Source organism: Streptomyces sp. NPDC055078, assembly GCF_053607985.1.
On record NZ_JBSGUP010000001.1, the window covers coordinates 1 to 13,824 of the forward strand.

General features: G+C 70.5%; 16 protein-coding genes. 2 read left to right on the plus strand and 14 right to left on the minus strand.

Translation table 11 applies throughout. The features are described from left to right. Positions 1-65: 65 nt before the first annotated feature. The 6 genes from ACWF94_RS00005 to ACWF94_RS00030 form a co-directional block, all read right to left on the minus strand. A complete protein-coding gene (locus tag ACWF94_RS00005) occupies positions 66-431 on the minus strand; it encodes a hypothetical protein (RefSeq protein ID WP_453483092.1) in 366 nt (121 codons plus the stop codon). A 185-nt stretch (positions 432-616) separates the two neighbouring features. After that, a complete protein-coding gene (locus tag ACWF94_RS00010; RefSeq protein ID WP_453483094.1) occupies positions 617-1,588 on the minus strand; it encodes a hypothetical protein in 972 nt (323 codons plus the stop codon). A 34-nt stretch (positions 1,589-1,622) separates the two neighbouring features. After that, on the minus strand, positions 1,623-2,408 hold the full coding sequence (locus tag ACWF94_RS00015; protein WP_453483095.1) for a hypothetical protein: 786 nt from the start codon (positions 2,406-2,408) through the stop codon (positions 1,623-1,625). Next, a complete protein-coding gene (locus ACWF94_RS00020) occupies positions 2,405-2,818 on the minus strand; it encodes a hypothetical protein (RefSeq protein ID WP_453483096.1) in 414 nt (137 codons plus the stop codon). The genes ACWF94_RS00015 and ACWF94_RS00020 overlap by 4 nt, the downstream gene beginning before the upstream one ends. Next, on the minus strand, positions 2,818-4,131 hold the full coding sequence (locus tag ACWF94_RS00025; RefSeq protein ID WP_453483097.1) for an SAM-dependent methyltransferase: 1,314 nt from the start codon (positions 4,129-4,131) through the stop codon (positions 2,818-2,820). Before ACWF94_RS00025 ends, ACWF94_RS00020 begins: the two co-directional genes overlap by 1 nt. 132 nt (positions 4,132-4,263) lie before the next feature. Beyond that, positions 4,264-4,911, minus strand: coding sequence for a helix-turn-helix domain-containing protein (locus tag ACWF94_RS00030; RefSeq protein ID WP_453483099.1), 648 nt, complete (start codon positions 4,909-4,911; stop codon positions 4,264-4,266). Between ACWF94_RS00030 and ACWF94_RS00035 the strand changes: the two genes are divergently transcribed. Next, a complete protein-coding gene (locus ACWF94_RS00035; RefSeq protein WP_453483101.1) occupies positions 4,910-6,085 on the plus strand; it encodes an acyl-CoA dehydrogenase family protein in 1,176 nt (391 codons plus the stop codon). The genes ACWF94_RS00030 and ACWF94_RS00035 overlap by 2 nt on opposite strands. A gap of 100 nt (positions 6,086-6,185) precedes the next feature. On the opposite strand, the gene ACWF94_RS00040 is transcribed toward ACWF94_RS00035, so the two are convergent. The 6 genes from ACWF94_RS00040 to ACWF94_RS00065 form a co-directional block, all read right to left on the minus strand. Then, complete coding sequence (locus tag ACWF94_RS00040; RefSeq protein ID WP_453483103.1) at positions 6,186-6,803, minus strand: hypothetical protein; 618 nt, start codon at positions 6,801-6,803, stop codon at positions 6,186-6,188. 79 nt (positions 6,804-6,882) lie between these two features. Continuing rightward, positions 6,883-7,440 (minus strand): GAF domain-containing protein, encoded by a 558-nt coding sequence (locus ACWF94_RS00045; RefSeq protein ID WP_453483104.1) that lies wholly within the window; start codon positions 7,438-7,440, stop codon positions 6,883-6,885. Between the two features lie 21 nt (positions 7,441-7,461). Then, positions 7,462-8,049: a GTP-binding protein gene (locus ACWF94_RS00050; protein ID WP_453483105.1), complete on the minus strand. Its 588-nt coding sequence runs from the start codon at positions 8,047-8,049 to the stop codon at positions 7,462-7,464. Then, the gene (locus ACWF94_RS00055; RefSeq protein WP_453483106.1) at positions 8,027-8,401 is read right to left on the minus strand and encodes a DUF742 domain-containing protein; all 375 of its coding nucleotides are present in this window, start codon (positions 8,399-8,401) and stop codon (positions 8,027-8,029) included. Before ACWF94_RS00055 ends, ACWF94_RS00050 begins: the two co-directional genes overlap by 23 nt. A 1-nt stretch (position 8,402) precedes the next feature. Beyond that, the gene (locus ACWF94_RS00060; RefSeq protein WP_453483107.1) at positions 8,403-8,816 is read right to left on the minus strand and encodes a roadblock/LC7 domain-containing protein; all 414 of its coding nucleotides are present in this window, start codon (positions 8,814-8,816) and stop codon (positions 8,403-8,405) included. Beyond that, positions 8,809-10,347 carry a sensor histidine kinase gene (locus tag ACWF94_RS00065; RefSeq protein WP_453483109.1) on the minus strand — a complete coding sequence of 513 codons (1,539 nt, stop codon included), beginning with the start codon at positions 10,345-10,347 and terminating at the stop codon, positions 8,809-8,811. Before ACWF94_RS00065 ends, ACWF94_RS00060 begins: the two co-directional genes overlap by 8 nt. A gap of 621 nt (positions 10,348-10,968) precedes the next feature. On the opposite strand from ACWF94_RS00065, the gene ACWF94_RS00070 reads away from it, so the two are divergent. Further along, positions 10,969-11,484, plus strand: a complete 516-nt coding sequence (locus ACWF94_RS00070; protein WP_453483111.1) for an N-acetyltransferase family protein — start codon at positions 10,969-10,971, stop codon at positions 11,482-11,484. 413 nt (positions 11,485-11,897) lie between these two features. Here ACWF94_RS00070 and ACWF94_RS00075 read toward each other — a convergent pair whose 3' ends face one another. Next, a complete protein-coding gene (locus ACWF94_RS00075) occupies positions 11,898-12,710 on the minus strand; it encodes a 3-keto-5-aminohexanoate cleavage protein (protein WP_453483113.1) in 813 nt (270 codons plus the stop codon). A 36-nt stretch (positions 12,711-12,746) separates the two neighbouring features. After that, positions 12,747-13,766: an NADP-dependent oxidoreductase gene (locus ACWF94_RS00080; protein WP_453483114.1), complete on the minus strand. Its 1,020-nt coding sequence runs from the start codon at positions 13,764-13,766 to the stop codon at positions 12,747-12,749. Positions 13,767-13,824 lie beyond the last annotated feature (58 nt).

Below are 13,824 nucleotides of genomic sequence, written 5' to 3' on the forward strand. Positions count from 1 at the left end.
GGCGAGGCGTGCGGTGATCGCTGCTGCCGCCGTCTGGTGATCAAGAGCGTCCATGGCAGGGATCTCTAGATGGAGTACACGTGGCTGGCGCTGCCGCTGAGGCGCTTGGGGCCAGTGAGGCATTCCGACGCCTGCGGATGGGTGGCGTAGCCGAGGAACGCCTGGTCTGTCGGGTCGATCACTTGCGTGGTGTGCAGGATGTCGTCGGCGGCGAGGTCGGTGAGCTTGCGCGGATGCAGCTCGGTGATGCGTGTCTGGGGGTTCACGACCTGGACGAGGACTTCGCCGTCGGTCAGGTGAATGTCCGCGGGTGCGTACATGATCGCGAAGCCTTCGCCGAGGGGGTGGCGGGCCAGGACGGCGTTCAGTTCGCTCAGCAGACTTGTCTGCTGTCCGGTCAGGGTCGGTGCGGGGGTGGTCATGACGGTCATGGTTGTCTCCATTGCTGGTCGGGATCTGGTTCTGCGCTGGTTCGGTGTGGTAGGGCGTTGCTGGTCGTGTCGAGCGACCCGCGATGGTGCGGCTTTCGGCTCTCGGGTGGTGGTCCGCTTTGGGCCTGCCGTCGTCATTCGTACGGTCGGTCGTGTCCGGGCGGTCGATGGCTTGCCCGGGGTTGTCATGTGTGGTGCGTCCGGGAGAGGGTTTCGGCGAGTTTGCGGCGGGAGATGGTGATGAGCAGGGCGTGGTGAGGGCTCAGGCCGGTGCAGTCGATGAGTGTCAGGTCTTCTACCGCGTCCAGGACGCCGGCGGAGGCGTAGGCCCGGTCGATGCGGCAGGCGCGGAGTTGTCCGCCCTGGTCGGCGTAGCCGGGTGTGGTCGGTGCGAGGACGTCGGTGCGGCCGGTGGTGAGCGCGAGGTGGCGGGCGATGTCCTGGAGGCCGACGTCCCGCAGAGCCCGGTCGCTGTAGGTGTCGGGGACCAGCCGTCCCGGTGCGGTCTCGGTGAATCGGTGCCGGACATGGGTTTTGTCCTCGATCTGCCGGGGCTGGGGCAGTGGGACGTCGCCCGGTGTCCCCGGCTCGGGGTAGGAGTTGGCGTCCATGACGAGGAGCGCCTCGCGGGGGCGGCCGTTGGGGAACCGGGGGGTGCGGTCGCAAGGATCGCGCCGGTCGGCGAACTTGGTCAGTTCCTGTGTCTCGGTCTGCCGGGCGGGCGGGGAGGCGTAGTGGTGGTGCGCGGCGGCGAAGCACATCTCGCGCAGGCAGTCCGGGTCTCCGTTGTACGGCACGAGCCGCAGGTCGACCGAGGTGGGCGGGCAGCCCCACGGCTGTCCGTGGTCACCGCGCCGCACCGGCCGGAAGACGTCGGTGCGGACGAAGACCGCGGTCCGCAGGCCGCCCGTGGCTCCGGCTCCGAGGAACCCCTTCGGCCGGAGCCACGGCTTGCCCGGGGGCGTGAGCGCTTCCTCGGCGGCGAGCAGCAGCGCTTCCCCGTTGTGGTCGGCGCCTTTGACCTCGGCCCGCCCTACCAGGTGCGGGTCGTGGGAGCGCAGCAGGTTGTAGTAGGAGGTCCAGGTGGTCTTGTTTCCGTGTCCGTCCAGTGCGAGGTTTCCGAAGATGACACGGATCTGGCCGGGTCTGTGAGGCATGACGAAGTGCTCCGATCAGTCGCGGTCGACTGAGTCAGCGGGAAGGGCGGGTTCCGGTGGTGGCGGGCGGTGTGGAGGGACAGGTCGGGGCGGCTGCGTTGAGCAGGGCGGTGAGGGCGGCGATGTGGTCGAGGGCGGCGGTGCCGATGACGACCTGGTGGGGGCGTGATGCGCGGCATGTGCCGCAGGCCGGGCGTGCGGTGACCTGGATCCCGGGCAGAACGAGGCGCAGCCGGTAGCGCAACCGCCTGACGATCCCGTCCAGATGCCGTGCGTTGGCCGGGCGCAGGTGCGGGGGCGGGTTGCCTCCCAGGAGGGTGAGCAGGGCCAGGGCGTGCTCGGCGCTCATGCTGCCGATGTCGATGCCGTCGTTCCTGACCTGGGGGCCGCTTGTCTTGATCTCCAGAGCGCCGAGTGCGGTGCGCAGGTGGTGGGCGGCCTGGTACGGCTGTGGCATCTCCGCCCACACGAGATCGGCCAGCCGGTGCGCGTCGCCGGGGCTGGACAGTGTGATGCGGGGGGAGTTGCGGGGCCAGTCGGCGAGCGTGACGCGGGCCCGGATGTCCTGGGCTCGGAGGGCTCGTTCGAGGGTCCGGGCGGCCAGGTCGGAGGGCAGGGGTACGGCCGGTGCCCCGGCGAGGCTGAGGGGAAGCACGTTCTCAAGGACCACCGTGATCGGTTCCGCCGTGTCCGCTGTGCCCGCTGTGCGGGGCTCGGCGGGCTGTGCAGTGGCCCACTGGCCCCGGGAACGGAAGGCGGTGGCGACAGCGCGTACGGCGTCGCCGTGGCTGTCGGCGGTCCGTGCGGGGGTCGGGTTCACAGGTGGGTCTCTTCCCGTACGAGGTACAGCGCGGCCCGGTGGCCGCGCAGCCGGGCCAGTTCCTGTTCGTACAGGGCCGTGGTGTTGCTGATCGCGGTGCGGCTGACGGCGACGACGGCCTGGGCGTGCTGCCGGCCGAGATCGTTGAGGGCGCGGGCCCAGCCGGGCCGCAGGGCGGGGTCGAGGTCGCCGGTGGTGTCGCTGTGGCGGGCGTGCACCGGCCACTGACGGCTGCCGGCCAGTCCCTGGGCGAGCGCGAGGTCGTCGCGGGGGTCGCCGCCGGGGCGGGTCAGGGCGTAGAGGACGACGGTCATCGGCCCGGTGCGATACTCCTCGGCACCGGCGTTGGCCTGGCGCCGGAGTGATCGCAGGCGCGCGCCGGACTCCGGCAGGAGCAGCTGCCGGGGCATCACCCTGCCCTCCGGACGGCGGATGGCTCGAACGTGCCCAGTGCTCGTGCCGGGCCCTTGGGCGTTGTGGCGGCGAGGGCCTGCGGCAGGTCCCTTTGCGGGGGCACAGCGTCGGTGAGGCCGGTGATCCGCAGGATCCTGCGGACGGAGTCCGCGCCCGTGGCGTGCAGGGTCCGCCCGTTCTCGCGGAGCCGGTGACGCAGGCCCAGCAGCGCGCCCAGGCCCGTGGGGTCCAGGAACTCGAAGCCGGTGAGGTCGAGGACCACGGCGTCCTGCGGCTCGTCGGCGAGGGCGTCGAGCGGTTCGCGGAGTGCCGGCCCTTCGCGGTCGCCGATGTCCCCGCCGAACGCGGCCACAGCAGTGCCGCCGTGGCTGGGGCGGGGGGCTGGCTGTGCGGGGCCGGGGTGCTCGGTGTTCCCCGGGCCGGTCTCTGGCGGTTCGGCCCGTTCGGTCTGTTCGGAGGGCGCGCCGTCCGGTCGGCTTGCCGGTTTGAGGCCGATGCCGCCGTAGTTGTGGATGTCGGAGGCGGGGATGTCCTGTGCCGGGCTTGCGCCGGGGTCGGGGTCGGCCGGGCGCCATTGGTGGACGGGGACGAGTCCGGGCGGCAGCAGGCCGACTCCGGTGAAGAACCGCAGGATCGCGTCCCGTGAGCGGGCCTGTGACCGGATCCCCCCTTCACCGAGCAGGGCCTCGGCTCTGCGCACAACGGTGGGGTTGTAGTCGTCGGTGACGTGGCTGAGCACCAGCACGCTCCCGGGCGCGAGTGCGGTGACCAGCTGCTCGACCAGGTCGTAGGGGGCGTCGTCGTCCGGGAGGAAGTGGAGCAGGGCGATGAGGAGGACGGCGACGGGCCGGTCGAAGTCCAGGGTGCGGCGCGCTTCGGCGAGGATGATGTCGGGTCGGCGCAGGTCGGCCTGGACGCAGGCGGTGGCGCCGTCCGGGCCGCTGTGCAGCAGGGCCTCGGCGTGGCGCAGGACGAACGGTTCGTTGTCGGCGTAGACGACGCGGGCCGTGGGGATGGCCTTCTGCATGATCTCGTGGGTGTTGGTGCCGGTCTGGGCCGGGAGCCCGGCCCCGATGTCGAGGACCTGGTCGATGCCCAACTCGGCCACGGCCTGGACGGCACGGTTGTGGAAGAGCCGGTTCTGCCGGGCGATCAGCTGAGTGTCCAGGCCGAGACCTTTCACCGCCTCCGCCAGGGAGACGTCGACGGGGTACGCGTGTTTCTCCTCGCCGCCGCCCTGGTAGGCGCCGTAGAGGCGGGCGGTGCTCGCCTGCCGGCCGGGCAGGGGAACGTCCGGGTGGTCGGGCATGGGATTCCTCGAAGCAGTGGGGCACCAGGGGTCATCGGTATGGCTGCGCCGGTGAGCGAGCCGGACGTCGGTCCCGGAAAGCGCGACGGTGACGGATGCGCACGGCCGTGTCAGCCTCCGGTCTTCCGTGAGCTAGGGCGAGTCCGCCGGCGGGCGGCCTGCGGTTCCCCGCTGCCGCAGGACTCCTGCGGCAGCGAGGACACGGTGGACGGATCCGTAGGAGCGGCCGGTTCCGGCGGCGATTTCGCGGATCGAATGCACGCGGTACGCGGTCAGGACGGCGACGACGAAGTGCTCCGCGTCCTCCTCCGTCAGAACCTTCCGGGTAGAGAATCGCCGTGTATCAGGTATACGGGCTTGTCTGCTGCGTTTTGCCATGAGGGTGAGGCTTCCGGCTGGGAGGGTGGTGTGCTGCGCGCACGGTGTCCGGCCCGCTGGGGCCGCTTCTTCACGGGTGACGCGGCGGCACGGGCTGCGTCCCGCGCCACTGTGACGTTTCGGGCGCACCGTCGCCACCCTGCCGTTTGGTCGTTTCGCGGTCGTCTTCCCTCGGTATCCGCCGGTTTCAGGGGCTGTTGTCCGGTGGTGGCGGGGCGAGGGGAGTGCCGCGTGCCGTTGGACGACCGTGAAACGACGTTTGGGGGGTGATGCGGCGACCGCAACAAACCGCCAATGTGAGGGTGCGCGGTCCCGGACGCTGTTGGACGTGGCCGCCGGTGCGCCGACTGTCGGGAGCCTCGGCGCTGTCCCAGGTGGTTGCGTGAGAGCGAGGGGGATCATGGACGCCTATTTCCTGACGAAGACTCACCGGAGTCTCAGGCGGCGGGTGCGGACGTTCGCACAGGAGGTGGTGGCTCCGGAGATACCGGCGATGGAGACCTCCCGCCGGGTACGGGAGGATCTGTCACGGCTGATCGCCCGGCAGGGCTGGCTCGGTGCGACCGTTGCTCCCGAGTACGGCGGTATGGGAGCGGGTCATCTCGCCAAGACGATCATTATCGAGGAGCTGGCCAGGGTCAGCGCCGCGATGGGCGCGATGGTGCAGGCGTCCCAGCTCGGCGTCGCCAAGATCCTCCACTTCGGCAGTGAGAAGCAGAAGCGGACCTGGCTGCCGGCCGTCGCGGCCGGCGAGTGTCTGCCGACGATCGCCGTGACCGAGGCCGAGTCGGGTGGCCATGTGCTGGGTATGAGCGCCACCGCGGTACGGGACGGCGACGACTACCTTCTCAATGGCCGCAAGATCTATGTGGGCAACAGCCATGTCGGCGATCTGCACGGCGTGGTCGTGCGGACCGGACCCGGTTCGAAGGGGCTGACGGCCTTTCTCGTCGAGGCCGACCGCCCCGGTGTCAGCACCGGGGAACAGGCGCCCGCCATGGGACTGCACGGCTTCAGTTTCGGTGAACTCCACTTCGAGGACTGCCGGGTCCCGGCCTCCAGCCGCCTCGGCGAGGAGGGCGACGGCCTGTCCGTGGCGTACTCCTCCAGCGTGCTGTACGGGCGGGCGAACCTCACCGCCGTATCGCTCGGCATCCATCAGGCGATCCTGGATGAGACCACGATGTTCTGCGCCGAACGGCACCGTTACGGAAAGCCGCTCCACGACCTGCCGTCCATCAGGCTGAAGCTCGGCAAGCTCCAGTCACGGCTGATGACGGCACGGCTCTCCGCGTACCACGCGGTGCATCTGCTGGATCAGGGGATGCCGTGCGACGCGGAGTTGATGAACGCGAAACTGATCAATGTCGAGTCGGCGATCGACTCGGCCCGCAGCGCGATGGAGATCCACGCCGCCGCCGGACTCTTCACCGACCGGCCCATCGAACGCTATCTCCGCGACGCGCTCCACATGTTCGCCCCGGCGGGCACATCGGACGTCCAGCTGCTGCGCCTCGCCGAGGTCGCCCTCGGCACCGCGAGAACGCCGTGGTCGGTACGGCTGGCCGGGGTGTGAGACAGACACCACCAGGGGGCTTTGTGGGAAACTGTCTTTGCGTAGTTCAGCGAGGTGTGTTGGAAGGCGCTTCTCACGTTGTGGGCGGGTACTTCGAACGTCAACAGGGTGGTTCGTCTGTGGACTTGGCGCACGCGCTTGAGTGATATGTCAACCACTCTTCTTGGTCCCATGAAGCGATCTCTCCCAGCGTGAACCCTTCGCCCGTGTCGGCGGTACCGGGCTCGGTCTCGGCTGAGGTGGCGAGGTCCTGGAGCATGTCGCTGACGGCCGCGACGTGAAAACGGGCGACGTGCCAGTACAGGATGGTCGCGTACTCCACCGACATCATCCGCAGGACGTCCGGCCCGAAAACGAAGCGTTCCAGGACGCCTACATCAGTTGGTGCACCCCCGTAGCCGTCCTCCGCGGTCACCTTCACGGCACCGTCCTGAGCAGGCCAGAGATCGGCGCCGAGCTCGTGTTCAAGGCCGAGGACGGTGAGGCTGTCCGGCCAGACCGCGCCGTTGAGCACGTTGGTGATGACCTGCCGGTTCACCCCGCTGGCCTTCGCGAGCGCGTTCGCACTCAGCGACCGGCTGGCCATTACGTCTCGCAGCCGGCGCGCCAGGACCTGAATCCCGCGGGCGCCTGCGTGCGGTTCGAGCTCCGCATCAGGCCATACCCCAGCGACGACGTACTCAGCTGGCGTTCTCGATCGACGTTTTCCTCCCGGCATAGCGCCAGTCTGCCCGATCCTCGTCACACGGAAGGGCCGATCAATTCCCACACGTTCTCCAACAGAGCCCACCAGGGGGCTATCTGGGGGTGCTTTCGTCCAGGAGGAGGCGGGTGGCTTTCGCGGCGGCGGTCTTGATGAGGTGGAGCATGGGTTTGCCGTGTGAGCTGGGGCGGGCCTCGGTGCCGACGACGCAGACGGTGCCGATCGGCAGTCCGGTGCCGGGGTGGATGAGCGGGGCACCGGCGTAGGTGCGGATGCCGATGTCGTCGACGACGTCGTTGCTCGCGAACCGGGGGCTGGCGCAGACGTCGGGGAGGATGAGGGCGCAGCCCCGGTCGATGACGTCGGGGCAGTAGCCGTGCTCCAGGGACATGGAGCGGCCCACCGCCGGCAGGGGCTCACCGCTGTCGGTCCGGGTGGCCGCGTACAGGCCGGCGAAGTGCTGGGCGTCGCCGACGAGGTTGACCATCGCGAACGGTTCACCGGCCTCCCGGGCGAGCTGTTCGGCGAAGCGGTCGAGTTCCGCGGTGATGAGGTCGGTGAGGCTCAGCTCGCGCAGCAGGGCCAGGCGGCGTGCGGTGTTCTCGTCCAGGGCGGGCAGGCGGCGGTAGCCGGTGGAGGGATCGAACGTCATGGGGTGTTCCTCGCGGTCAGGTTAGGGGGCGGGTGCGCGGCGGGTGCGGTCAAGGGCGTGGGTGACCAGGGCGATGAGGACGTCGCGTGCGGAGTGCCGGTCGCGGGCGTCGCACAGCAGCACCGGCACCCCGGGGTCGAGCTGGAGCGCGGTTCTGACCTCATCGGCGGTGTAGCGGGCTGCGTGGTCGAACTGGTTGACGGCGACGACGAAGGGCAGACCGCTGTCCTCGAAATACTGAAGCGAGTCGTAGCAGTCCTGGAGGCGGCGGGTGTCGGCGAGGACGACAGCTCCGAGGGCGCCACGGGTGAGGCTGTCCCACAGGAACCGGAATCGGTCCTGGCCGGGGGTGCCGAACAGCAGCAGCACGAGGCCCTGGGGCAGGGTGATGCGGCCGAAGTCCATGAGCACGGTGGTGGTGCTCTTGTGCTCCACGCCGTCGAGGCAGTCGATCGCCCCGGCGGCGGCGGCGGTCAGCGGCTCTTCGGTCTTCAGCGGTGTGATCTCGCTGGCGGCGCCGACCAGCGTGGTCTTCCCGGCACCGAAAGCGCCGGCGATCACGAGCCGGAGGCTGACCGGAGCGGTGTCAGAGGTTGCGGAGACCGGCAATGACCTGCTCCAGGAGGTGGGGATCGGCGGTGGGGTCGGGGTGCAGGGACGGTGATTCCAGGATCAGCAGTCGCAGGTCGATGAGGTCGCTGATGAGGACCTTGGCGATCTGGACGGGAACGCGCAGCAGTCCGGAGAGCTCCGCGATGGTGATCCATTGGGCACACAGGCGGATCGCGCGGTCCTGCTCCTCGTCCAGCGTGCGCGTTGCAAGGTCCGGGATGGCGTCCGCCCGGACGTAGGAATCGCGGGCCAGTGCGTGGGTGGGGCGGGTGCGCCCGCTGGTCAGGGCGTAGGGGCGCAGGCGTGCGGTGGTGTCCTCGACCCAGGGCCGGCTGTGGGGGCCCGGCACGTCACCCGGCCCCGTCCCGGCGGGCGGCGGTGGACAGATGCTCGTGGAGCCGCTTGCTCAGCAGTCCCATCTCGTGCCCGATCTGGCCGGTGTCGGCGGAGCCGGCGGCGACCACCGCGAGGATGGAGCGCTCGGCGGCCCGGCCGACCAGCAGCTGGAGGGAGCCGTGGAGGACGACGACCTGCTGGAGTTCGCCGCCGCCGTGGGTGAGGCCGGGGATGTGGTCGACGCTGTCGCCCAGCGAGCAGAAGCCGCTGACGATCGCGCTGAGATGTTCGGCCCCCTCACGGGAGAGGCCGTGGTGGTAGCGCCTGATGCCGTCGCTGCTGCACAGGACGGCGGCGAGGGTGCCGGGGGTCCGGCCGGCGAAGTCGTCCAGGAGCCAGATGAGATCGGTGAGAACTTGGTCAGTCATCGGTGCTCTCCACATGGTCGGGTGGGGATGAGTCGGCTGGCACGGTGCCGTCACCGCGCCGGAACTGTTCGATGAACGCGGCGGCGGCGGCCGTGGCCTGTGCGTCGAAGGTCCCCGCAGGCTGGGGGCCGGGATCGGGCTGGGATGCTGGCGGTGTGCGCGGCGTCCTGGTCCGCAGGGGCAGCGGAGGACGTCCCGGCCCGGCGGGAGGGGCGGTGGCGCTGGTGTCGGGCGGGGGCGAGGCGCGGCGCGGGCCCGGAAGAGGCGGCGGGGCGGCGGTGGTGATGTAGGCCCGGGGACGTGCGGGAGGGGAAGCGGCGGGCGGCGGCAGAACGGGTGCTGGTGCCGGTGGGGCGAGGAGCCGGGCGGGGAGGGTGACGGCGGCCTCGATGCCGCCGCCGTCGTGTTCCCGGAGGCGGACGGTGATGCCGTGGCGGCTGGCGAGGCGGGCGACGACGATGAGCCCGATCTGCCCCTGCCTGAGCTGGGCGGTGAGGTCGGCGTCCTCGGGACGGGCCAGCAGATGGTTCAGGCGGTCCAGCTGCGGGGCGGGCATGGACAGCCCGCGGTCCGAGATCCGGATCTCCAGACCCCCGGCGGTCCGGGCGGCGCTCATCCGCACCCGCTCGCCGGGCGGCGAGAATCCGGTCGCGTTCTCCAGCAGCTCCGCCAGGAGATGAGTGACGTCCACGACCGCGTGGCCGTGGACCGCGCCGTCACTGACCGCGCTCATCCGGACGCGGCCGAACTTCTCGATCTCCGCCGTGCCGTGCCGCAGCACCGCCTTGACGGAGAGCGGCGTCTTGACCTGCCGCGGGACCGCGCCCCCGAGGACCGCCAGACTCTCCACACTGCGCCGCAGCTGGGTGATCAGGTGGTCGAGGTCGAGGAGGAGAGCAAGCTCGTCGGGGTCCTCCACCGTCCGCTGCACGGCATCCAGCTTCGCCAGGGACCGTACGACCAGGGACTGAAGACGCCGCGCGATGTGGACGAGGATCTCCACCTCCTGACGCGCGGCGGCATCCGCGACCGTGCGCAGCGCCGCATCCTGATAGCAGGTGAGCGCACGCTCCAGATGCTCGTACGGATGCCCGCCCCGGGACGCCGGCCGGGGCGGGGGCACCGGAGGCCGCTCACCCCGGCGTATCCGGTCGGAGAGCGCGTCCAACTCCTCGTGTCCCCGGGCCACCAGCCGGTGCAGATGATGAATCCACTCGGTGTCCCGCCGCCGCTCCTCCGCGCGCGCCGCCTCGGCCGCCAGAGCGGCGGCCCGGCCGCGGCGGCATGCAGCCAGCACACTCCCCGTGCTCAGCGCCGTCGTCACCGCCCACGCCCCGGCCGTCCACACAGACGGCTGCACCGCGACGAGCACCAGCCCGATCCCGGCAGTACCGGCCGCCGCGGCCAGGGCCGGGACCAGAACGGCGCGCAGGTGACGGCGCCGCAGCACCGGATCCGCCGACCGCGCCTGGCCCGCCGACCGGCGGTGCCGCGCCCCGCGCCCACGGGCGGGCGGCTCCTCAGATATCACCCTGACCCCCGGACGGGCGGGCGGACACGGTGCGCCCGGACCGGACCGGGTACGGCCGACGGGCGGGCAGGGAGAGGGGTCGGTTCATCACAGTGCCTTTGCACGACGGGGCAGGGCGGGGCAGGCGCACGGCGGCGCGAAAGGCGTCCCCACGGGGCGGGCACGCGCAAAGCGCACTACAACAGCAATCCGGCGGTCGCTGCCACCAGAGCATTCCGTCGTTCCGCGGTCGTCTGCCCCCGGCACGGGCCGTCGCACACTGCCTGGAGCAGCACCAACAGAACGGCCCCACAGCCCCGGAACGGAAGGACGACCGCGAAACGACCGCAGCAGACAGCAACGACGACCGACGCACCGGCCCGCACTACGCGCACCCAGGTGAGACACCGTGAGCAAGGCGGGCGAACGAGTCAGGGCCACAAACTGTGCAGTGCCGTAAGCCTCTGCCAACTTGAAGTCGCAGATCAATGGGCTGGTGTGGCCTGTGCTCGGAGGGTTCACCCTCGTCGTGGGCGGCAGTCCGCGGAGCGGATCGTTCGTCAAGCAGCTCTCGTTGAGGGAGGTGCCGACGGCGGGGTAAAGCAGTTCGTTCTCAGGTACCGGTGCCATTACGGTGGCGCGATGGTGCACGTGCGGGAGATGGATGCGGCCGACATCGAGGCCGTTTCGGCGATCCGAGTCCGAGGATGGCAGGCGGCGTACGCTGGCATCGTTCCCCAGACGTATCTGGATGCCATGACGGTGGAAGGTGATGCCGGTCAACGGCGGCAGTGGTTCTCTCAGCCCGGACGAACGTCACGAGACCTTGTGGCGCTCGGTGACCGTGGCCCGGTGGGGTGGACCTGCTTCGGGCCGTGCCGGAGTGAGATGCCCGGTCTGGGTCGGGTCGGTGAGATCTACGCCCTGTACATCTCGCCGGATCTGATCGGCCAGGGCATCGGCCGGATCCTCCTGGGTGAGGCTCATGCCCAGATGAAGGGCCAGGGCTTCGAGGTGTCAGCTCTGTGGGTTCTGTGTGACAACCAACAAGCCCAGCGCTTCTACGAGCGGGCTGGCTATCAGGCTGACGGTGCGGCCCAGGACGAAGTCTACGACGGGATCACGCTCACTGAACTCCGCTACCAGCAGGTGCTCTGAGCTGAGCGACGCCGGGCGCACCCTTATCAGTTCGAGGACAGTCATCTCTCGCTCCAGGGACCAGCCGTCGGTTCCCACTCACCGTGACCGGGCGACCCTCGACGATCCGGTCCATGCCGGATCCCGGGCTGATGGAACGGATCACCGCGCGTCGCGCGAAACTGGACGAACTCGAAGAACCGCTGGCCAGACACTGGCGGAGGTGCGGGCCTGGCGACGAACCCGCTGTCGTCGAACGCGTCCTTGAGCGGATGGCTGGGCGGCTCGCCGCTGCACTTCCCGCTCGTCCTCCAGCACGGTCGGTGATGGCGTCGTCCAGCCACTCGGCCGCGGTGCGCGTGAACGTGTGGTGCCGCCTAGACCGGCGCACGCTCGCATCGGGCTCGGGTTGGGGGCCGGTCCAGGCTCGGGTGTCAGGTATGAAGCCCCAATCGATGTCCGGCCTCCTCGACCGAGGCGATCGAGAGGTCGAGTGCTCGCGCCAGCTCGACGGTGCGACGGACCAGGGGAGTGTTTCCGGGGCTGAGGTCGCCCTTGCGCAGGAAGAGTGTGTCTTCGAGACCGGCGCGGGCGTTGCCGCCCATGGCCAGGCCGATGGCGGTGAGCTGAAGGTTCGCCTTGCCGATGGCGATGATCTGCCACACCGCGTTCTCGGGGAGGCGGGCGACGAGGGTGTGGAGGTTGGCGGGTGTGGCCGCAGCGCCACCGCGGACCCCGAGGACGATGCTGAACTGCGGGTCACCGGAGATGAGTCCCTCGTCGATCAGCCGCAGACAGGCGTCGAGGTGGCCGATGTCGTAGATCTCCATCTCCGGTTTGACGCCCAGCTCCTGCATCCGTGCCGCGAGCCGGTGTACATCGGCCGGGGGGTTGCGGAACTCCCCGGTCCCGAAGCTCATGCTGCACGGGTTGAGGGTCGCCATCTGCGGGCGGAGTTCGACCAGGCGGGCCCGGTCCTCGAACGAGACGCCGAGGCCCACTCCGGTCGAGATCTGGATGAGGATGGGGCACCTGTCCCTGATCAGGCCGATGGTGCGCTCGGCGATGGCCGGCTCGGCGGTCGGACGGCCTTGGGCATCGCGGAAGTGCAGGTGAGCGACGGCCGCGCCCTCTGCGTACGCTTCGGCGACAGCGGCGGCGATCTCCTCGGGGCTGGTCGGGAGGCTGGGGTTGTCGGCCTTCGTGGCGATGGGGCCGGTTGTTGCGACGGTGATGATCACGGACACTGAGGGTCTCCTGCGGTCGGTGGCGGGGTCCGCGCGTCATTGGCGGCGGACAGGGGCCCGGGCGGGGAGCACGGGGGATGTTGCCTGGTCACCGCTGGGTGTGCCGTCATCGATCCTCAGCACGATTTTGCCCCGCACGTCTCCGTCGTCGATCGCGCGGTGCGCGTCCGCGACCTCGGACAGCGGCAACTCCCGGGTGATCCTGGGACGGACGCGTCCGGCGGCGACGTGCTCGCTGAGCCGCTCCATGCGGGCGGGGGTCGCCTCGAAGAACCGGTACTGGAAGAGCTGGTCGCGCGCACGGAAGTCGTCAGTCCTGGGTGCGTGGACACACGACGCGACCCGTCCGCCCGGACGGACCATTCCCGACAACTGTGCCTGTGCCTCGGCGCCCACCGTGTCCACGGCGGCGTCGACGCCGGTGGGCGCCCACCGCGCGACAGCGGCGGCGACGTTCTCGGTGCGGTAGTCGACCACGTGGGCGGCACCCAGCTCGCGTACGAACGCGTGGTTCGATGGCCGGGCCACCCCGATCACCTCGGCCCCCAGCGCAACCGCCAGCTGGACGGCGAAATGGCCCACTCCGCCGGCCGCGCCCAGGACCACGACCGCGTCGCCCGGCTGCACGTCCAGGAGTTCCTCGACCAGCACCATGGCGGTGCCGCCGGCGCAGGCGACCGCGGCGGCCTCGCGGATGGGGACCCCGGGCGGCACCGGCGCCAGCTGGCTCGATCGTGCCGGTGCCAGTTCGGCGTACGTCCCGTCGCCCGCGTAGTCGTGCAGGAAGAAGCCGTAGACCGCCTGGCCGGGTTCGAAAGGCGATCCGGAGACCCCGATCTCCTCCACGAACCCCGCGCCCTCCAGGCCGAGCACCAGCGGGAAGTGGTGCCGCGCCCGGGGAGCGAACTGCCCCTGCCGAATGCGCGAGTCGCCGGGATTCACCCCCGCGTAGGCCAGCCTGACCAGCACGCTGTTGGGGCCGAGCGGCGGTCGGTCCACCTCCCGCTCGTCGAACCGGTCCGGTCCACCGAAGTCGTCGCATACCACCGCACGCATCGTTCGCCCCCTCAAGGCTCGCAGAAGTGGCCGTCGCACCGGCGGAACCGCGGGCGTC

What these genes read in the sequence shown, in the direction of transcription:
- ACWF94_RS00005 (WP_453483092.1), bottom strand. Translation starts at nt 431, where the DNA reads ATGACCGTCATGACCACCCCCGCACCGACCCTGACCGGACAGCAGACA.
- ACWF94_RS00010 (WP_453483094.1), bottom strand. Translation starts at nt 1,588, where the DNA reads ATGCCTCACAGACCCGGCCAGATCCGTGTCATCTTCGGAAACCTCGCA.
- ACWF94_RS00020 (WP_453483096.1), bottom strand. Translation starts at nt 2,818, where the DNA reads ATGCCCCGGCAGCTGCTCCTGCCGGAGTCCGGCGCGCGCCTGCGATCA.
- ACWF94_RS00025 (WP_453483097.1), bottom strand. Translation starts at nt 4,131, where the DNA reads ATGCCCGACCACCCGGACGTTCCCCTGCCCGGCCGGCAGGCGAGCACC.
- ACWF94_RS00035 (WP_453483101.1), top strand. Translation starts at nt 4,910, where the DNA reads ATGGACGCCTATTTCCTGACGAAGACTCACCGGAGTCTCAGGCGGCGG.
- ACWF94_RS00030 (WP_453483099.1), bottom strand. Translation starts at nt 4,911, where the DNA reads ATGATCCCCCTCGCTCTCACGCAACCACCTGGGACAGCGCCGAGGCTC.
- ACWF94_RS00040 (WP_453483103.1), bottom strand. Translation starts at nt 6,803, where the DNA reads ATGCCGGGAGGAAAACGTCGATCGAGAACGCCAGCTGAGTACGTCGTC.
- ACWF94_RS00045 (WP_453483104.1), bottom strand. Translation starts at nt 7,440, where the DNA reads ATGACGTTCGATCCCTCCACCGGCTACCGCCGCCTGCCCGCCCTGGAC.
- ACWF94_RS00060 (WP_453483107.1), bottom strand. Translation starts at nt 8,816, where the DNA reads ATGACTGACCAAGTTCTCACCGATCTCATCTGGCTCCTGGACGACTTC.
- ACWF94_RS00070 (WP_453483111.1), top strand. Translation starts at nt 10,969, where the DNA reads ATGGTGCACGTGCGGGAGATGGATGCGGCCGACATCGAGGCCGTTTCG.
- ACWF94_RS00080 (WP_453483114.1), bottom strand. Translation starts at nt 13,766, where the DNA reads ATGCGTGCGGTGGTATGCGACGACTTCGGTGGACCGGACCGGTTCGAC.